This is a genomic window from Halobacterium sp. CBA1132 (genome assembly GCF_001485535.1).
Taxonomy (GTDB): Archaea; Halobacteriota; Halobacteria; order Halobacteriales; family Halobacteriaceae; genus Halobacterium.
In genome coordinates this window covers 2,202,592-2,218,437 of sequence record NZ_BCMZ01000001.1, presented here as the reverse complement: position 1 = coordinate 2,218,437, position 15,846 = coordinate 2,202,592, and the positions used below count along the sequence as shown (strand labels likewise).

Below are 15,846 nucleotides of genomic sequence, written 5' to 3'. Positions count from 1 at the left end.
CGACGTATAGGGATTTCGAGACGACCGGCCTACCGCCCCAGAACCGCCCGCAGCGCGAACAACAGGTTCTCCTTGCGCTCCATCGCGCGCCGGTAGAAGTACGAGACCCACTTGCCGCCGTAGGGCACGTACTGGTAGACGTCGACGCCGTCGGCCGCGAGGTCGAACTGCGCGTCGCCGCGCACGCCCATCAGCATCTGGACCTCGTAGTCCGTGCCGTACTCGTCGTGGAGGTCGCGGGCGTACGCTATCATTTCGGGGTCGTGGCTGCCCACCGCGACGCCGCCGTCGAACTCCCGGAACGCGTATTCGAGGTAGTCCCGGTACGCCTCGTTCACGCGCTCCTTGCGCTTGTACGCAAGCGACTTCGGCTCGTCGTAGGCGCCCTTCACGAGTCGCACTTTCCCCGGGAGGTCAGCGAGCCGTTTCAAGTCGTCCTCCGTGCGCTTGAGGTTCGCCTGGATGCAGAGACCGACACCGCCCCCGTACTCCGTCGTCAAGTCCTCGTACGCGTCCAGCGTCGCGTCCGTCGTCTCGTGGTCCTCCATGTCCACCCACGTGAACACGTCGTGTTCGTCCGCGACCTCGACGATGCCCGCGAGGTTCTCCCGGAAGACGTCCTCGCCGACGTCCAGCCCGATTTGGGAGGGCTTCACCGACACGCAGGCGTCGACGCCGCTCTTCGAGACGTCGCGCACGAGCGCCTCGTAGGCCGCGGCGTCCTCGTCGGCCGGCGGCCGGCGCTCGTAGTGTTCGCCCAGCAGATTCAGGATTGCCTTCACGCCGCGAGCGTTCAACGACTCGGCGTACTCGATGGCTTCCGCGGGCGTCTCCCCCGCGACGAAGTTGCTCGCGATGGGCGGGATCATACCCGAATCTGCGGCGTCGCGCCCCATAAACGACGCGCCTCCCCCGGCGGAACCCGCGGGTTTTTCCGCCGGCCGCGTCCACCCCCACGCATGGGTCTCGTAGCGACGGTCGCGACTGCGGTGTGGGTGATGCTGCCCGCGTACGTGCCGAACAACGCCGCGGTGCTGGCGGGCGGCGGCCGCCCCATCGACGGCGGCCGCACGTGGGGCGGCAAACGCGTGCTCGGCGACGGGAAGACGTGGCGCGGCACCGCCGTCGGCGTGCTCGCCGGCGTCGCGCTCGCCGCCGTCCTGAACGCCATCGGACCGTCTGTCAGCGACGCCATCGGCGTCGCACTCCCGTCGTTCCCGGCCGCCGCGATGGTCGCGCTCCCGCTCGGTGCGATGCTCGGCGACATCCTCGCCTCGTTCCTCAAGCGCCGCACCGGCCGCGAACGCGGCGCCGCCTTCCCCCTCCTCGACCAACTCGACTTCGTCGTCGTCGCGCTCGCCCTCGCCGCTCTCGCCGCCCCCGCCTGGTTCGGCGCCACCTTCACCCTCGACGTCGTCGTCGCCATCCTCGTGCTCACGCCGCTGCTCCACGTCCTCACCAACGGTATCGCCTATCTGCTCGGCCTGAAGAACGAGCCATACTAACGCACTTTTTGCGCTGCGCGAGGCGCGCTCCGCGCGCCTCGCTCGGCAAAACCTGCACTAAAAGCACTCCTCCCTCCCTACGGTCGGTCGTCGGCCCGCGCTCACTCCGTTCGCGCGGTGAACCGCTCGCGCCTCGCGGCGCTCGCGGATGCTCGTCTCGGCTCGGTAATCGCACCGCTTTTGGTCGGGTGGCCCGCCAACTCTGGTAATGACCGACGACCTCGTCCAGCTGCTCCGCGACGCGGACGCCGTCAAATTCGGGGAGTTCGAGCTCTCCCACGGCGGCACCTCCGAATACTACGTGGACAAGTACCTCTTCGAGACGGACCCCGACTGCCTGCGCGCCATCGCCGAAGCGTTCGCCGAGCGCCTCGACGCGGACGCGAAACTCGGCGGCGTCGCGCTCGGCGGCGTGCCGCTCGCGGCCGCGACGTCCGTCGAAGCCGACGTGCCGTACGTCATCGCGCGCAAGCAAGCCAAGGAGTACGGCACCGGCAACCGCATCGAGGGCCGTCTCGAAGACGGCGAGGAGGTCGTCGTCGTGGAGGACATCGCCACCACCGGGCAGTCCGCCGTCGACGCCGTGGAGGCGCTGCGGGACGCGGGCGCGGAAGTGAATCGCGCGCTGCTCGTGGTCGACCGCGAGGAGGGCGGCCGCGAACTGCTCGCCGAGCACGGCGTCGAGATGGAGGCGCTCGTGACGGCGACCGACCTGCTGGACGCCGAGTAATCCGGGACGCAGCCCTCGAAATGGGCGCGTTTGTGATTTCTTCGCACGCCGACGGTTCCGGGATATTCAAGTTTGTGGAAACTTGTGGGTCTATATGAACCGAGCAGAGAAGGCCGCCCTCCAGTTGCGGGCCGTCGACGTGCTGCGCACGCTCAAGGAGACCCGGACGTACGACGAACTCTCCACGGAAACCGGGCTCCCCGCCGGCGACCTCAACCGCTACGTGAACGGCCACGTTCTCCCGAGCGCTGAGCGCGCCCGCGAAGTCGTCGAAGAGGCCGGCGCCGGCCTCCTCCGTGAGGAACTGGAAGCCCGCGTCCGCCTCGACGACGAGGGCTACGTCGACAACTCCGGCGTCGTCTTCGACCAGTCGTTCCTCGACCTGGTCGCGCCGGTCGCCGCCGAGACGTTCGACTTCGAGCGCCCCGACGTCGTGCTCACCGCCGCCACCGACGGCATCACGCTCGCGGCGTCGCTGGCCTCCTACTACGGCGCGCGTTGCGCGTACGCCAAGAAGTCCAAGGAGACCGCCGTCGAGGAGTTCATCGAGGCGCGCAAGCGCTTCGCGTCGGGCATCGAACTCACGTACTACCTCCCCGCCTCGGCCATCGAGGCCGGCGACACCGTCCTCGTCGTCGACGACCTCATCCGGTCGGGCGAGACCCAGGAGATTCTGCTGGACATCGCCGGCGCGGCGGACGCTGACGTCACCGGCGTGTTCACGCTCATCGCGGTCGGCGACGACGGCGTCGAGCGCGCCCGCGAACTCACCGACGCCCCCGTCGGCGCGCTCGCGAACCTCGAATAGCGGTCGAGACGCCCGATTTTGGGCACGTACGTGAGTATCCTTGCCGATTCTTCACCGGTAGCGGGCACGGACTACCAACGTGCATAACAACGCTTAAGCGGGCGGTGTAGTTATGCCCGAACGTGCATCGTTAATGGGGCTCGCTGACTACTTCGCACTCGACGAACACGACACGGACGTCCGAACGGAAGTGCTCGCGGGCGTAACGACCTTCTTTGCGATGTCGTACATCGTGCTGGTCAACCCCGCGACGCTCGGCCAAGCAATCTCCATCCCGGGGTACAGCGGCGACCAGGTCCAGCAGATGCTGGCGGTCGTCACCATCCTCTCGGCGTTCGTCGCGACGACGGTGATGGCGCTGTACGCCAACCGACCGTTCGCGCAAGCGCCCGGTCTCGGCCTCAACGCGTTCTTCGCGTACACCGTCGTCATCGGCCTCGGCATCCCGTGGCAGGTCGCGCTCGCCGCGGTGTTCGTCGAAGGCATCATCTTCATCCTGCTGACCGCCGCCGGCGCGCGCAAAGCCATCATCCGCGCGTTCCCCGAACCCGTCAAGCTCGCGGTCGGGGCGGGTATCGGCGGCTTCCTCGCGCTCATCGGCCTCCAGGAGATGGGCGTCGTCGCCGCCGACCAGGCGACGATGGTCACGCTCGGCCAAATCGCGACCGACCCCGCCGCCACGCTCGCTGTCGCCGGCCTCTTCTTCACGCTCGCGCTGTACGCCCGCGGAACACCGGGCTCTATCGTCGTCGGCATCCTCGGCACGACAGTCGCCGCCTACGTCATCGAGTGGCTGGGCGTCGTCGCGCCGGGCACGCTCACCACGTCGATTACGGGCGCGCAGTACGACATCACGCCGCTGGCGGGCGCGTTCGTCGACGGCCTCGTCGGCACGCCCGCTCAAGGCATCGACGTGTTCGCGTTCGCGCTCATCGTGTTCACGTTCTTCTTCGTGGACTTCTTCGACACCGCCGGCACGCTCGTCGGCGTCGGGCAGGTCGCAGGGTTCCTCGACAAGGACGGCAACTTCCCGGACATCGACAAGCCGCTGATGGCCGACGCAATCGGCACCACCGTCGGCAGCATGCTCGGGACGTCGACGGTCACCACGTACATCGAGTCCGCGACGGGCGTCGAGGAGGGCGGCCGCACCGGCCTCACCGCGCTCGTCGTCGCCGTTCTGTTCCTCGCGAGCCTCGCAGTCGTCCCGCTGGCAGCCATCGTCCCGCTGTACGCCAGCCACATCGCGCTCGTCGTCGTCGGCGTCATCATGCTCGCGAACGTCACCGACGTCGCGTGGGACGACACCACGTACGCGATTCCCGCCGGCCTCACCGTCTTCGTGATGCCGTTCACGTACAACATCGGCTACGGCATCGCCGCCGGCATCATCTCCTACCCGGTCGTGAAAATCGCGGTCGGCGAGTACGACGACGTCTCCGCGGGCCAGTGGCTGCTCGCGCTCGCGTTCGTCGTCTACTTCTACGTCCGCACCAGCGGCACGCTCGCGGCCGCGGTCTGAGCGCCGCCCGCCGCATCCACCGCTTCTTTGCGTCGTCGGCGCCTACGTCCCGGTGTGACACTCGAACTGTACAAGCTTCCGGGCTGCCCGTACTGCGCGAAAGTCGAGACGAAACTCGACGAACTCGGCCTCGACTACGTCGAACACGAGGTTCCGAGTTCGCACGACCAGCGCGACGAAGTCCAGGAAGTCAGCGGACAGACCGGCGTCCCGGTCCTCGTCGACACCGACCACGGCATCGACGGGATGCCCGAGAGCGACGACATCGTGGAGTACCTCGAAGAGACGTACGGCGGGTAAGGCGTTTTTTGGTCCAGGTTTTGCCGCGAGGAGCGCGGTGTGCGACGAGCGGGAAAAGGTGGGCGACCTGACATCGTGGAGTACCTCGAAGAGACGTACGGCGGGTAACGGTTCTCTCCGTTCAACTGACGGTGTAGTTGTCGGGGTCGTCCTGGGTGATAACGTGCCCACAGCGCAGGCAGCGCCACGCGTCCGAACCGATGCGCTGGTGGCCGTCCCGGAGGCGCGGCCCGTGCCAGGTCGCCCAGTCGAGCGAGCAGTCCGGACACGACGCCGGGAGGCCGCGGACCGCGGGGCCGGGACCGCGTCTGGCGTCGGCGGCGAGGTCCGCGAGGCGCTCCTGTCGATTCTTGATTGCGTCGATGTCCTCGTGGTCGAGTCGGCCGCGGAGCCGCGAGAGGGACTCACCCATCACCTGCTGGGCGCGGCGGAGGCGTTCGAGGCGCGCGTCCTCGGGGTCGTCGACCTGGAGTTCGCGGCTGCGAGCGGCGGCCCCGATTTTGTAGAACCGTTCGAGGGTGACCGAGTAGTACGCGCGGACGTAGAGCCGTTCGACGAGCGCGAGGAACTTGTCGTGGGCGACGGGCGTGCGGACTTCTTCGTCGCGGGGGACCTCACAGTCCCGGAGGCGCTCGCTCGTGGACGCGAGCAGGCAGATTCGAGCGGGCGGGGACGCCGCGACGGTGCGCTTGACCGTCTCGCGGAGGCGGTCGTCGTCGACGGCCGTCGAGAGCAACGCGACGGCGACGTTCCCGGAGACGGCGCCGTCGAACGCTCCGGCGCTGGTGAACGTCCGCACGTCGAGGGCGTCGGGGAGGGCGGCGGCGATGGACGCGTTCCGGGACGCGCCGGCGAGGACGAACACGCTGCCTTGGAGCGACAGGCCCGGGTCGCGGTCCCGGCGCTCGTCGGTCGACGAGTCGCGGTCGACGGCCGAATTCTCCCACGGCGTGGCCATACTCGCGCGTTCGACCGCCAACGGTTAAGCGTTCACCCGCGAGTATCAGTCGCGAGAAGAGTTCACACGGTCAGGCTTCCTGCGGAGCGCCGCGGTCCGTGAGCAGGTCTCGGAGGTCGTCGGAGTCCTCGACGTCTTCGAGTTCCTCGCGCTCGACGATGGCGGTGTCGTCGACGGACTCGCGGGACGCCTCGTCGACGACGTAGACGGCGCGGGTGTGCGTAATCTCGCCGAGCGAACTCATGATGCGGGCGCGTTTGACCGCGGCGTCGGTAAAGGAGGAGTGCCCGGTGAGCAGGCGGTCGGCGCGCGAGGCGTCCTCGCTGACGGCCTTGAACGGCGCGCGGTCCGTCGGGTGGACCTCGAAGCCGACGCGCGCGAGCACGGAGAGCACGGGCACGTCTTCGGGGTCGGCTTCCGGGTCGTCCGGCGTCGGTTCGGCGTCCCGGACTTCCTCGGCGCCGTCCATCACGGAGACGGGCGAGGTGAGGTCGCCGCCGAAGAGGTCTTCGAGTTCCATCGCGACCTCGATGCTTGCGTTCATGCCGTCCTCGTACTTCGAGACGGTGCGCCGGGAAACGCCGAGTTGGCTCGCGAGTTGGCCGAGGCTGAGGTCCTCGTTCTGCCGGCGGTCCGCGAGGATGTCGCCATCGATGTTCACGTAGAGGCCGCCCGGCGCCGCGTAGATGAGCGGCGGGACGCCCTCGACGAAGAACTCCATCGCTGTGTCGGGGCTGAACACGGGGACGCCGTGCCGGAAGTAGACGACGCCGGGCTTGAGCTCCTTGTCGCGGGTGCGCAGGCCGATGACCATCGGCGTGGCGTCGAGGTGGGTGCCGAGGCGCCGCATCTCCGCGCCGGTGGGCGCGTCGAAGGCGTCGATGTTGCCGAGAATCTTCACGAGGATGACGTCTCGCTCGCGGCGAGCGGCCACGTCGAAGCTCTTGGGTCGCGTCGCACAGCGGTCGCTCACCGTGAACCCCGCGTCCGCGAGCATGGCGGTGACGTTCTCGATGAGTACCGACCGTGACATACTCCGTGATAAGCCGGTGGCGACATATATGCGTTTTGCCGATACGGCGCCGCTTCCCGGCGGTTTCGGTCATTCGACCGCCACTATCCGTCGGCCGCCGACCGGAAGCGCGAAAAGCGTCGGCCGCCTACCCGCGAGGCGATGACGGTCGTCGCCCTCGACGACACGGACTCCCGCGAGCGCGGGATGTGTACGACGTACGCCGCGCACCTCGTCGCCGAGCGACTGCGCGACCGCGGCGCGAGCGTCGAGCGCGTGCTGCTCGTGCGCTTGAATCCCGCCGTCGAGTACAAGACTCGCGGGAACGCCGCGCTCGCGGTCCACGCCGACGTCGACCCCGCTGTCGGACTCGCCGTCGCGGAGGACGTCGTCGGGGAGGCCGCCGAGACCGACGACCCAAGAACGAACCCGGGTGTGGTGGTCGCGCCCGAAAAGAACACCCCAGAACCAGTCGCCGCCTTCGCGGAGCGCGCGATGCGCGAACATCTCGACCCCGGCGAGGCGGAGTCGCTGGCGGCCGCGCACGGCTACGAGACCGCGCAGTGGGAGAACGGCCGCGGCGTCGTCGGCGCGCTCGCCGCCGTGGGCGCGTGGAACGCCTTCGAGGACTGGACGTACGAGCGCATCGACTACCGCGAACCGGAGCGCTGGGGGACCGAGCGCGACGTGGACGCGGAGAGCGTGTTCGCCGCCGCGGACGCCGCCTACCCCGACGCGTGGGACACGGTGGACCGCGCGGAGGACGAGTTGGTCTGCGTGCCGCACACGCCCGGCCCAATCCTCTACGGGATTCGCGGCGACGACGCCGAGACGGTCACCGACATCGCGGCCGCAATCGACAGCGAATCCGTCCACGCCAGCGAACTGTTCGTCACGAATCAGGGGACGGACGCGCACCTCCGCGCGGCCGACCTCGCGGCCCTCGAAGACGGCCGCGCGTACTGCACCGACGCGACGGTCGTCGGGGAGCCCGAGACGCGGCGCGGCGGCCACGTCTTCGTCCCCGTCGAGGACGACGGCGTTCGCGTGGAGTGCGCGGCGTTCGAGCCGACCAAGCGGTTCCGCGACCGCGTGCGGGCGCTCCGGCCCGGCGACCGCCTCACCGTCTGCGGGGAGGTCGCGGACGGCACGCTCAAACTGGAGAAGTTCGCGGTGCGCGACCTCGACGAGACGAAGCGAGCGACCCCGCGGTGCCCGGACTGCGGCGCGGCGATGGAGAGCGCCGGCGCGAATCAGGGCTACCGCTGCCGGGACTGTGGCACGTCCGCACCCGGGAAGGTCGAGCGCCCTGTCGACCGCGATCTCGATGTCGGCTGGTACGAGGTGCCGCCCTGCGCGCGGCGCCACGTCGCCAAACCCCTAATTCGGGGCGACTGGGACGCTTCCGTCCACCCCGAGCGGTAGTCAGGAGTTCCCGAAGCCGTCGGTTTCGGTGGTTGTCACTCCATGACATGCAGCCGCAACACTTTATTCCAGTGCGCGCCGTAATTGGAACCATGCGCCCCGACCGCCGCACCCCCGACGAGGTTGGCGTCGCCAGCGAGACGACCGACAGCGACACCGCTGCGGGACGACTCGCTGCGCACGTCGAAGTGCAGGACGGCGAGCGGGCGTGCACGCTGTTCCCCGCGAACGCGGACGGCGACGAACTCGTCACCACGTGGGTGACCGCCGAGGACGACGCGTTCGTCTCGCTGGCCGACTGGCGGTAGCCTACTTCTTCAGTCCGCTGCCGGTCAGCCCGACGACCACGTCGTCGTGCGCGTCGAGGACGCCGCGCTCGCGGTACGCTTCTAGGCCGGCGACGCCGACGGCGCTCGTCGGCTCGACGTAGAGTCCGCGCTCGTGGAGCGCGTCCAGTGCGTCCTCGGTCGCTTCGGCGTCGCACGCGATGGCGTCGCCGTCGGTCGCGTCGATGGCGTCCAGCAGTTGGTTCTGGCGCGCTGGTTCGCGAATCTGGATGCCGTCCGCCACGTCGTTCGTCCCCGCTTCTTCGGAGCCGTGGAGTGCCTCGACGACTGGCGCGACGCCCGCCGCCTGCACGCCGAGCAACTGCGGGACTGAGTCCGTCCAGCCCGCCGCCTCGAGCGCCGCAAAGCCGCGGTACGCGCCGAGAAACAGGGTGCCGTGACCGAGCGGGAGCACCACCGCGTCCGGGACGGTCCAGTCGCGTTGCGCCGCGAGTTCGAGCGCGAACGTCGACGTCCCCGCGTAGAACGCCGGGTTCCACGCGTGACTCGCGTACCACGCATTGCCACCGACTGCTTCGTCTCGCGGCTCGTCGCCGCTCGACCGTTCCGTGGAGCGTCGTTCCACGCGCTCCACGCAGGCGTCGGTCACGTCCTGCCGGCTCCCTTCGACGCGGACCGCCGTCGCGCCCGCGGCCTCGATGGCGTCGAGTTTCGACTGCTTGGCGTCCGCCGGCACGTAGATGTCGGCGTCGATGCCGGCGCGCGCGGCGTACTGCGCGATGGCCGCGCCGGCGTTCCCCGAGGAGTCCTCGACGACGCGCTCGACACCCAACTCCGCCGCCCGAGAGAGCGTCAGCGCCGCGCCGCGGTCCTTGTAGCTCCCCGACGGAAACACGTAGTCCAGTTTGAACTCGGCGTCCCAGTGGGGCGCGTCCGCCAGCGGCGTCCACCCCTCGCCGAGTGTCACTTCCTCGCCAATCGGGAGGAACTCAGAGAACGCCCACAGGCCATCGCGGGGGTCGACGTCCGGCTCGTCGCTGTCCGGCAGCGGCCGCTCGGCGAAGTCGAGCGCGTGCCCGCACTCGCAGCGCCACGGCTCCTCGGGCCCGGACTCGTGGGTTCGACCGCAGGAACGGCATTCGAGCATACTCCCGAGAACGAGGACGGGCTACCTGAGCGTGGCGATGAACGAGTATTCGCGCGAGCGAAGCGAGCGCGATTCACTCGCGGCGCAGCCGCGAGGCCGACGACCGACTAACGCGAACGAAGTGAGCGGCAGTCACGTGAGTGAAGCGAACGTGACCTCGGCAGAGCTCCGCTCTGCCGGCAGGAGCGAGGAGTGCTTTTTCCGCAAGTTTTTGCCAGGGAGCGGCCGCAGGCCGCTCCCACAGCAAAAAGTGCGTGTTTAGTATTTGTCGACGTCCGTGCCGACCGAGCAGACGTACTCGCCGGTGGCGACCTGCGGGAGGCGGCGGGAGCGCCAGAAGACGCCGCTGTTGTCCGCGGTGACGGTGGCCTTGAGGGTGCCGAACACGTCGGTGACTTCGAAGAGGGTGTCACCGGCGCGCACCTCGTCGCCGAGGTCCTGTTTGTACTCGACGATGCCACCTACGGGGGAGCCGTAGCGGTCGAAGTCCTTCGCGCGGGTCTGTCGCTCCGTCTCGACGTCGCCGTCGAGGAACCCGTAGTAGCGGAGGACGTTGAACACGCCGTCGACGCCGTACTGGATGGACTCCTCGTCGAAGCCGACGCTCCCGCCGAGTTCGGGGTCGACGGTGGGGATGCCCTCGGCGGGGCCGGCGCGCGCGAGTTGGCCCTCGGGCCCCTTCTGGTCGAGGACGTGCCCGCAGCCGAACACCTTCGCGAGTTCGAGGCAGTCGCCGTGCAGGCGGTGGTGGCGGCCACAGCGAACGCGCACCTCGTTGAGCATCCGGGAGGTCGACCCCTGATGGAGGTCGAGGATGAGGTCGGCGTCCTCGGCGGCGGCGAACGTGGCGTGGGCGATGCGCTCGGAGGAGGAGCCGTTCGCGCTGCCGGGATACGCGCGGTTGAGTTTCGTGTCGTCGATGGGGTTGCGGTGTTCCGCGACTTGGAACGCGTGGAAGTTCGTGACGCCGACGACGCGCACTTCGCCCGCGAGTTCGGCGGGGTCGAGTTGCGGGACGACGCGGCGGAGCACGCCGACGCCGTTCAGTTCGTCGCCGTCGCTTGCGGCCTGCATGTAGAGGGTTTTGCCGTCGCGTTCGCCGTTCACGACCGCGACCGGGAGGCCGACTGCGGTGCCGTCCCGCATCTCGCCCACGGTGAGTCGACCCGTGTCGAACTCCCCGGGGTCCGCGGACGCCGTGCCGAGCGTAGTCATTACAGTAATCCCACGCACGCGTAGCCTTGAGCGGTTCGGTCCCGGAATCGGCGCTGTTTTCACGCGCCACAGCCAACCCCCGCGTATGTCCGAGCGGTCCGAGCAGCCGGCCGACGCGGCGTCCGACCGCCCCGGCGTCGACAACTTCGTGCGCGCGCTCGGCGTCGTGACGCAGGCGAAACGCGGGTTCGCGGTCGGCCTGCTGGTCGCCGTCGCGACGTACTACTTCTTCGTCGTGGCGTCGGGCGGGTCGCCGTACTCGACGCTGTACCTCGCCGCGTTGGCGGCCGTCCTCGCGTTCACGGTCGGCTTGCTCGCGACGTTCGCGTTCACCGCCGGCGCGGCCTACCGGCTCTACCGCCGACTGGAGTAGTTGGCTGCGCGAAGAAAACCTATTGTGGGCGGGTCTGTTCGGTTTCGAGGATGGCCGAAGACGACTTCCCCACCCGCCTTGCCGCGTACACGGGTGACGACGCGGACGGCGGTGAGGGCCTCCCGTCGCCGTCCGCCGTCGTCGCGGGCCTGCTCGCGCCGCTGCGCGGGGCGGACAAGTCGCCGGGCGGGAAGCGCTTCGACGTCGCCGAGACCAGCCACGCCGACAAGCGCTACGCGTTCGCGTGCCCGGTCGAACTCGCGGGCACCGACTGCACGGCCCGGCTCGTCGTCCGTCGCGAGGACGGCTACGTCTACGCGAAACACGGCGTCCACCCGCCGGAGAGCGGCGGCCTGCTCTCTCGCGTGCGCGGACCGAGTACCGGCTACACCGCGCTCGACGTGAATTCGGACCGCGTCGCGGCGCTCGCGAAGCGCCGCCGGAAGGTAGTCGCCGACGGCACCGACTCACGGGTGGTGACGCCGCGGCTGACTGACGACCCGGTCGGCTTCGAACTGCGCTTCGAAACCGCCGAGACCGCGGTGCTGTCCGTGACCGGGTACAGCGACGGCACGGACTACCTCGGCGTGGCGCTGCCGGACCTCGCGCTCCGAGCGGTCGCTACTGAGCGCGCCGTCTTGGACTGACTCACGCCGCTGCAAGGCCGCGGAGGCGTTCGGCGCTCGCGCGCGTCCCTTTCGCCAACAGCACGTCCCCGGCGCCCACTTCCGTCTCGGGGCCGGGCTGGACGACCCACTCGTCGGCGTCCGCGTCCGGCCGCCGCACCGCGATGACGCGCATCCCGGTCTCGGTGGCGACCGCTTCGCCGCCGAGCGTCGCGCCGTCGAGCGAGCTCCCCGTTTCGACGGTCTCCCGGACGATGACCTCGTCGGACTCCTCGACGGCCTCCTGGACGACGACGTGGGTGTCGAGGCCGCGGAGCACGCCCTCGCTGATTTCGACCGCGGCGTCGCTGATGACCTCCGTCGCGGTGGCGATGTGGACGAGCCCGCGCAGCGACACCGGGTCCTCGACGCGGCTCGCCGCCCGCAGCGTCCACGCCTCGAAACGGGACTTCAGCGCGTCCACCTCCGCCTCCAGTTCGACGACTTCCGCCGCGAGGTCCGTCGAGTCGAAGAGGACGGCGCCGTACGCGAGGTCGACGGAGAGTTCGCTCATGTTCTTCATCGTCACCACGGAGTCGACGGCGCGCCCGAGGTCGTCGATGCTCGGTTCGGGGACTGCCGGCGGCTCGTAGGACTCGCCGGTGGCCGTCTCGTAGACGCCACCGATGCGGTCCTCCGGCCCGCGAAGCAACAGCACGTCTCCTGTGGTCAGTTCCGTGTCGCGGTCCGGGTTCAGCAGCCAGTCGCCGCCGCGCCGAATCGCGAGCACGCGCACCCCGGTCTCGGTCTCTAGGTTCACGTCCAGCAGCGTCCGACCGGCGTACGCGGAGTCGGCGGCCAACTCCGCGCGCTCCAGCGACTCGACGGCCTCCGGGAGCGCCGCGCGGATGGCGTCGGGCACGCGGATGTCTTCGAGGACGACTTTCGCGATGTCGCCGGCGGCGTCGCTGATCTTCTCGGCGGCGCCGACGACGCCGAGGACGGGCGCCAGCGTCTCCGCGTCCTCGGGGTTGCGCGCCGCCATCAGGAGGCTCATCCGCGCGCGCAACTGGAGGACGTCCATGCGCTCTTCGAGTTTGAGGACTTCCGCCGCCACGTCGTCGCTGCCGTGCAGCACCGCCGAGTAGGAGAGGTCGATGAGGAGTTCGGCGGTGTCTTTCATCTCCGCGAGGAGGTCTTTCACGCTCGCGGGCTCGTACTCGACGCGGCCGCTCATGCCCCCGGATTCGCCCCCGCCCCCGAAAAACGTTCGCGTGAGGCGTGGCGCGCGCTCGTTCCGCCCCGAATTCGTGCCACTCGTTCACACGAAACGCCCGATATTTGTTCCCGCGCGCAATATTTTCGTAGACGACCGTGAAGGAAACCGACACACATTAGGTAGAACCGTCAAGAACCCACGCACATGGCCGACGAACTCAAGAAGGGTTTGGAAGGTGTGCTCGTCGCGGAGTCCGAGTTGAGCTACATCGACGGCGACGAGGGCAAACTCGTCTACCGCGGGTACACCATCGAGGACCTCGCGCGCGGCGCGAGCTACGAGGAAGTCCTCTACCTACTCTGGCACGGCCGCCTCCCCAATCGGGAGGAACTCGAAGCGTTCAGCGAGGAGATGACCGCCCACCGCGACCTCGACGAGGACGTGCTGGACCTCGTCGCGGACCTCGCTGCCGCCGACGAAGACCCGATGGCGGCGCTCCGCACGGCGGTCTCGGAGCTCTCAGCCTACGACCCGGACGCCGACGCCGACCCCACCGACCGTGAGGCGAACCTCCGGAAGGGCAAACGCATCACCGCGAAGATTCCCACTATCATCGCGGCGTTCACGCGCCTCCGCGAGGGCGACGACCCCGTCGCGCCCCGCGACGACCTCGGGCACGCGGCAAACTTCCTGTACATGCTCAACGACGAGGAGCCCGACGACGTGCTCGCCGACGTCTTCGACCAGGCGCTCGTGCTCCACGCCGACCACGGGCTGAACGCGTCGACGTTCTCCTCGATGGTCACGTCCAGCACGCTCGCGGACCTCCACTCCGCGATTACGTCGGCCGTCGGCACGCTCGGCGGCAGCCTCCACGGCGGCGCGAACGCGAACGTCATGCGCATGCTCGAGGAAATCGACGCCTCCGGGAAGGAACCCGTCGACTGGGTCGCCGACGCCCTCGAGAACGGCACGCGCGTCGCCGGGTTCGGCCACCGCGTCTACAACGTCAAGGACCCGCGCGCGAAAATCCTCGGCGAGCGCAGCGAGGAACTCGGCGAGGCCGCCGGCGACACGAAGTGGTACGAGATGAGCGTCGCCATCGAGGAGTACGTCAAAGAGGAGAAGGGCCTCGCACCGAACGTCGACTTCTACTCCGCGTCGACGTACTACCAGATGGGCATCCCCGTCGACATCTACACGCCCATCTTCGCGATGAGCCGCGTCGGCGGCTGGATCGCCCACGTCCTCGAACAGTACGACGACAACCGCCTCATCCGCCCGCGCGCTCGCTACATCGGCGAGGAAGACCAGGAGTTCGTGCCCGTCGACGAGCGGTAAGCAGTTCACTCGCGTCTTCTAGCTGTCCGCTCGCTCCGCCATCATCGAACCCGCGCGGCTCGCCCAGTCGCCGTAGTGGAAGCCGACGGTGACGACGGCAGCCATCCAGACGTTCGAGAGCGCGACGCCCCAGTACGCCGCGAGTGGTCCGTAGTCGAGCGTGCGGCCGGCGAGCCACGAGAAGCCGACGAAGAAGCCGAGCATGCCGGTGGCGCGCGCGACGAACGGGACGCGGGTCTCGCTGGCGCCCTGCAGCGCGCCGGAAAGCCCGACGAACGCCGCGAGGAACGGCGCGCTCAGGCCGTACGCGCGGGCGAACCAGACGCCGTGGCGGATGGTCTCGGGTTCGTCGGCGAGCAGCGCGACCAGCGGCCGCGCGAAGTACGACAGGAGGAGGCCGACGGCGCCGACCGTGAGCACGCCGAGCGCGGCGACCGCCCAGCCGTCGAAGCGCGCCGTCTCGGGGTCGACTTCGCCGAGCGCTTGGCCGACGACGACGTTCGCGGCGACGTTGTACCCTCTCGATAGCGGGCCCGTGACCTGCTGGTAGACGCGGCGGCCGATTTGGAACGCGGCGTTGACGTTCGTGCCGAACGACAGCAGCAACGCGTTGAACGGGAACTCCGCGAGCGCGGAGACGGCTCCCTCAGCGATTTTCGGGGCGCTGACCGCGAACAGCTGTTTCGTGATGGTCCGCGACTGCGGGCGCGCGAACCCCGCGGTGGTGTACGTCGAGGCGATAGCGAGGGTGAGCGCGACGGCGGTGAAGACGTTCGCGGCGGCGGTGGCAGCGCCGACGCCGACCACACCGAGTTCGGGGAGGCCGAAGTAGCCGAGACCGAGGCCGACGCTACCGGCGACGTTCCCGAGGTTGGAGACGGCGTTGACGTACATCGGCGTGCGGGTGTCGCCCGTTCCCTGGAGGGCGCGAGCGGCGATGAGGGCGACGTGGCGCGCGGGCGCAGTGAGAAGGATAACTGCGAGGTACGTGCTACTGAGCGCGACGACATCTGGCGCGGCGCCGAGCAGGCGGATGGCCGCCGGGCCGAATCCCACGCCGAACGCGGCGAACGGGACGCCCGCGAGCGCGCCGACGAGGACGGCTTGCGTGATTGCTTCGTCGCGGGTGGCGGTGGCGTCGCGGCCGGTGTCTTGACTGGAGAGGCTGATGGCGCCGCCGCCGAGTCCGAGGCCGACGCGCAGCGGGAACCGTGCGTAGAGGTCAGCGAGGCCGACGGCGACGACGGCGGCCGGCGAGATGGCGGCGGTGACGACAACGTCGACGGTCCGCATCAGCGTGCGGAGCGTCTGCTCGGCCATCACGGGCCACGCGAGCGCGAACACCCGCCGCCACACCGCGCGGAGTCGGGAGCGCACGGTCGGAACTCGTCGCGCCCCG

The 15,846-nt window shown here is 69.4% G+C and carries 17 protein-coding genes; 10 read left to right on the top strand and 7 right to left on the bottom strand.

Annotated features, from left to right (window positions below):
* Nucleotides 1-29: 29 nt before the first annotated feature.
* Nucleotides 30-869 carry a proline dehydrogenase family protein gene (locus tag AVZ66_RS11705; protein ID WP_058984253.1) on the bottom strand — a complete coding sequence of 280 codons (840 nt, stop codon included), beginning with the start codon at nt 867-869 and terminating at the stop codon, nt 30-32.
* A 90-nt stretch (nt 870-959) separates the two neighbouring features.
* Here AVZ66_RS11705 and AVZ66_RS11700 point away from each other — a divergent pair, with 90 nt between their 5' ends.
* The 5 genes from AVZ66_RS11700 (at nt 960) to AVZ66_RS11680 (ending at nt 4,865) form a co-directional block, all read left to right on the top strand.
* A complete protein-coding gene (locus AVZ66_RS11700) occupies nt 960-1,505 on the top strand; it encodes a CDP-2,3-bis-(O-geranylgeranyl)-sn-glycerol synthase (RefSeq protein WP_058984252.1) in 546 nt (181 codons plus the stop codon).
* A 202-nt stretch (nt 1,506-1,707) separates the two neighbouring features.
* On the top strand, nt 1,708-2,235 hold the full coding sequence (gene pyrE / locus AVZ66_RS11695; RefSeq protein ID WP_197407795.1) for an orotate phosphoribosyltransferase: 528 nt from the start codon (nt 1,708-1,710) through the stop codon (nt 2,233-2,235).
* Nucleotides 2,236-2,329: 94 nt separating this feature from the next.
* Nucleotides 2,330-3,043 carry a phosphoribosyltransferase family protein gene (locus tag AVZ66_RS11690; RefSeq protein WP_058984250.1) on the top strand — a complete coding sequence of 238 codons (714 nt, stop codon included), beginning with the start codon at nt 2,330-2,332 and terminating at the stop codon, nt 3,041-3,043.
* 133 nt (nt 3,044-3,176) lie between these two features.
* Nucleotides 3,177-4,565 carry an NCS2 family permease gene (locus tag AVZ66_RS11685; protein ID WP_058984249.1) on the top strand — a complete coding sequence of 463 codons (1,389 nt, stop codon included), beginning with the start codon at nt 3,177-3,179 and terminating at the stop codon, nt 4,563-4,565.
* Nucleotides 4,566-4,619: 54 nt separating this feature from the next.
* Nucleotides 4,620-4,865 carry a glutathione S-transferase N-terminal domain-containing protein gene (locus AVZ66_RS11680; RefSeq protein ID WP_058984248.1) on the top strand — a complete coding sequence of 82 codons (246 nt, stop codon included), beginning with the start codon at nt 4,620-4,622 and terminating at the stop codon, nt 4,863-4,865.
* A 121-nt stretch (nt 4,866-4,986) separates the two neighbouring features.
* Here AVZ66_RS11680 and AVZ66_RS11675 read toward each other — a convergent pair whose 3' ends face one another.
* Both AVZ66_RS11675 and AVZ66_RS11670 read right to left on the bottom strand, forming a co-directional pair.
* The gene (locus AVZ66_RS11675) at nt 4,987-5,823 is read right to left on the bottom strand and encodes a hypothetical protein (protein ID WP_058984247.1); all 837 of its coding nucleotides are present in this window, start codon (nt 5,821-5,823) and stop codon (nt 4,987-4,989) included.
* A gap of 70 nt (nt 5,824-5,893) precedes the next feature.
* Nucleotides 5,894-6,856, bottom strand: a complete 963-nt coding sequence (locus AVZ66_RS11670) for a transcriptional regulator (RefSeq protein WP_058984246.1) — start codon at nt 6,854-6,856, stop codon at nt 5,894-5,896.
* Nucleotides 6,857-6,997: 141 nt separating this feature from the next.
* On the opposite strand from AVZ66_RS11670, the gene AVZ66_RS11665 reads away from it, so the two are divergent.
* Nucleotides 6,998-8,260 carry a tRNA(Ile)(2)-agmatinylcytidine synthase gene (locus AVZ66_RS11665; protein ID WP_058984245.1) on the top strand — a complete coding sequence of 421 codons (1,263 nt, stop codon included), beginning with the start codon at nt 6,998-7,000 and terminating at the stop codon, nt 8,258-8,260.
* Between the two features lie 92 nt (nt 8,261-8,352).
* Nucleotides 8,353-8,568 carry a hypothetical protein gene (locus AVZ66_RS11660; RefSeq protein ID WP_058984244.1) on the top strand — a complete coding sequence of 72 codons (216 nt, stop codon included), beginning with the start codon at nt 8,353-8,355 and terminating at the stop codon, nt 8,566-8,568.
* Between the two features lies 1 nt (nt 8,569).
* Here the strand turns inward: AVZ66_RS11660 and AVZ66_RS11655 are convergent, their stop codons facing one another.
* Both AVZ66_RS11655 and AVZ66_RS11650 read right to left on the bottom strand, forming a co-directional pair.
* A complete protein-coding gene (locus tag AVZ66_RS11655) occupies nt 8,570-9,694 on the bottom strand; it encodes a pyridoxal-phosphate dependent enzyme (RefSeq protein WP_058984243.1) in 1,125 nt (374 codons plus the stop codon).
* 258 nt (nt 9,695-9,952) lie between these two features.
* On the bottom strand, nt 9,953-10,909 hold the full coding sequence (locus AVZ66_RS11650; protein ID WP_058984242.1) for a succinylglutamate desuccinylase/aspartoacylase family protein: 957 nt from the start codon (nt 10,907-10,909) through the stop codon (nt 9,953-9,955).
* Between the two features lie 85 nt (nt 10,910-10,994).
* Between AVZ66_RS11650 and AVZ66_RS11645 the strand changes: the two genes are divergently transcribed.
* A complete protein-coding gene (locus AVZ66_RS11645) occupies nt 10,995-11,282 on the top strand; it encodes a hypothetical protein (RefSeq protein WP_058984241.1) in 288 nt (95 codons plus the stop codon).
* Nucleotides 11,283-11,332: 50 nt separating this feature from the next.
* Complete coding sequence (locus tag AVZ66_RS11640) at nt 11,333-11,929, top strand: hypothetical protein (RefSeq protein WP_058984240.1); 597 nt, start codon at nt 11,333-11,335, stop codon at nt 11,927-11,929.
* A 1-nt stretch (nt 11,930) separates the two neighbouring features.
* Here AVZ66_RS11640 and AVZ66_RS11635 read toward each other — a convergent pair whose 3' ends face one another.
* A complete protein-coding gene (locus AVZ66_RS11635) occupies nt 11,931-13,124 on the bottom strand; it encodes a potassium channel family protein (protein WP_058984239.1) in 1,194 nt (397 codons plus the stop codon).
* 186 nt (nt 13,125-13,310) lie between these two features.
* On the opposite strand from AVZ66_RS11635, the gene citZ reads away from it, so the two are divergent.
* A complete protein-coding gene (citZ, locus tag AVZ66_RS11630; RefSeq protein WP_058984238.1) occupies nt 13,311-14,447 on the top strand; it encodes a citrate synthase in 1,137 nt (378 codons plus the stop codon).
* Nucleotides 14,448-14,465: 18 nt separating this feature from the next.
* Here citZ and AVZ66_RS11625 read toward each other — a convergent pair whose 3' ends face one another.
* Nucleotides 14,466-15,767, bottom strand: a complete 1,302-nt coding sequence (locus AVZ66_RS11625; protein ID WP_058984712.1) for an MATE family efflux transporter — start codon at nt 15,765-15,767, stop codon at nt 14,466-14,468.
* Nucleotides 15,768-15,846 lie beyond the last annotated feature (79 nt).

What these genes read in the sequence shown, in the direction of transcription:
- AVZ66_RS11655 (WP_058984243.1), bottom strand. Translation starts at nt 9,694, where the DNA reads ATGCTCGAATGCCGTTCCTGCGGTCGAACCCACGAGTCCGGGCCCGAG.
- AVZ66_RS11705 (WP_058984253.1), bottom strand. Translation starts at nt 869, where the DNA reads ATGATCCCGCCCATCGCGAGCAACTTCGTCGCGGGGGAGACGCCCGCG.
- AVZ66_RS11675 (WP_058984247.1), bottom strand. Translation starts at nt 5,823, where the DNA reads ATGGCCACGCCGTGGGAGAATTCGGCCGTCGACCGCGACTCGTCGACC.
- AVZ66_RS11645 (WP_058984241.1), top strand. Translation starts at nt 10,995, where the DNA reads ATGTCCGAGCGGTCCGAGCAGCCGGCCGACGCGGCGTCCGACCGCCCC.
- AVZ66_RS11670 (WP_058984246.1), bottom strand. Translation starts at nt 6,856, where the DNA reads ATGTCACGGTCGGTACTCATCGAGAACGTCACCGCCATGCTCGCGGAC.
- citZ (WP_058984238.1), top strand. Translation starts at nt 13,311, where the DNA reads ATGGCCGACGAACTCAAGAAGGGTTTGGAAGGTGTGCTCGTCGCGGAG.
- AVZ66_RS11700 (WP_058984252.1), top strand. Translation starts at nt 960, where the DNA reads ATGGGTCTCGTAGCGACGGTCGCGACTGCGGTGTGGGTGATGCTGCCC.
- AVZ66_RS11635 (WP_058984239.1), bottom strand. Translation starts at nt 13,124, where the DNA reads ATGAGCGGCCGCGTCGAGTACGAGCCCGCGAGCGTGAAAGACCTCCTC.
- AVZ66_RS11685 (WP_058984249.1), top strand. Translation starts at nt 3,177, where the DNA reads ATGGGGCTCGCTGACTACTTCGCACTCGACGAACACGACACGGACGTC.
- AVZ66_RS11660 (WP_058984244.1), top strand. Translation starts at nt 8,353, where the DNA reads ATGCGCCCCGACCGCCGCACCCCCGACGAGGTTGGCGTCGCCAGCGAG.
- AVZ66_RS11640 (WP_058984240.1), top strand. Translation starts at nt 11,333, where the DNA reads ATGGCCGAAGACGACTTCCCCACCCGCCTTGCCGCGTACACGGGTGAC.
- AVZ66_RS11625 (WP_058984712.1), bottom strand. Translation starts at nt 15,767, where the DNA reads ATGGCCGAGCAGACGCTCCGCACGCTGATGCGGACCGTCGACGTTGTC.
- AVZ66_RS11650 (WP_058984242.1), bottom strand. Translation starts at nt 10,909, where the DNA reads ATGACTACGCTCGGCACGGCGTCCGCGGACCCCGGGGAGTTCGACACG.
- AVZ66_RS11665 (WP_058984245.1), top strand. Translation starts at nt 6,998, where the DNA reads ATGACGGTCGTCGCCCTCGACGACACGGACTCCCGCGAGCGCGGGATG.
- AVZ66_RS11690 (WP_058984250.1), top strand. Translation starts at nt 2,330, where the DNA reads ATGAACCGAGCAGAGAAGGCCGCCCTCCAGTTGCGGGCCGTCGACGTG.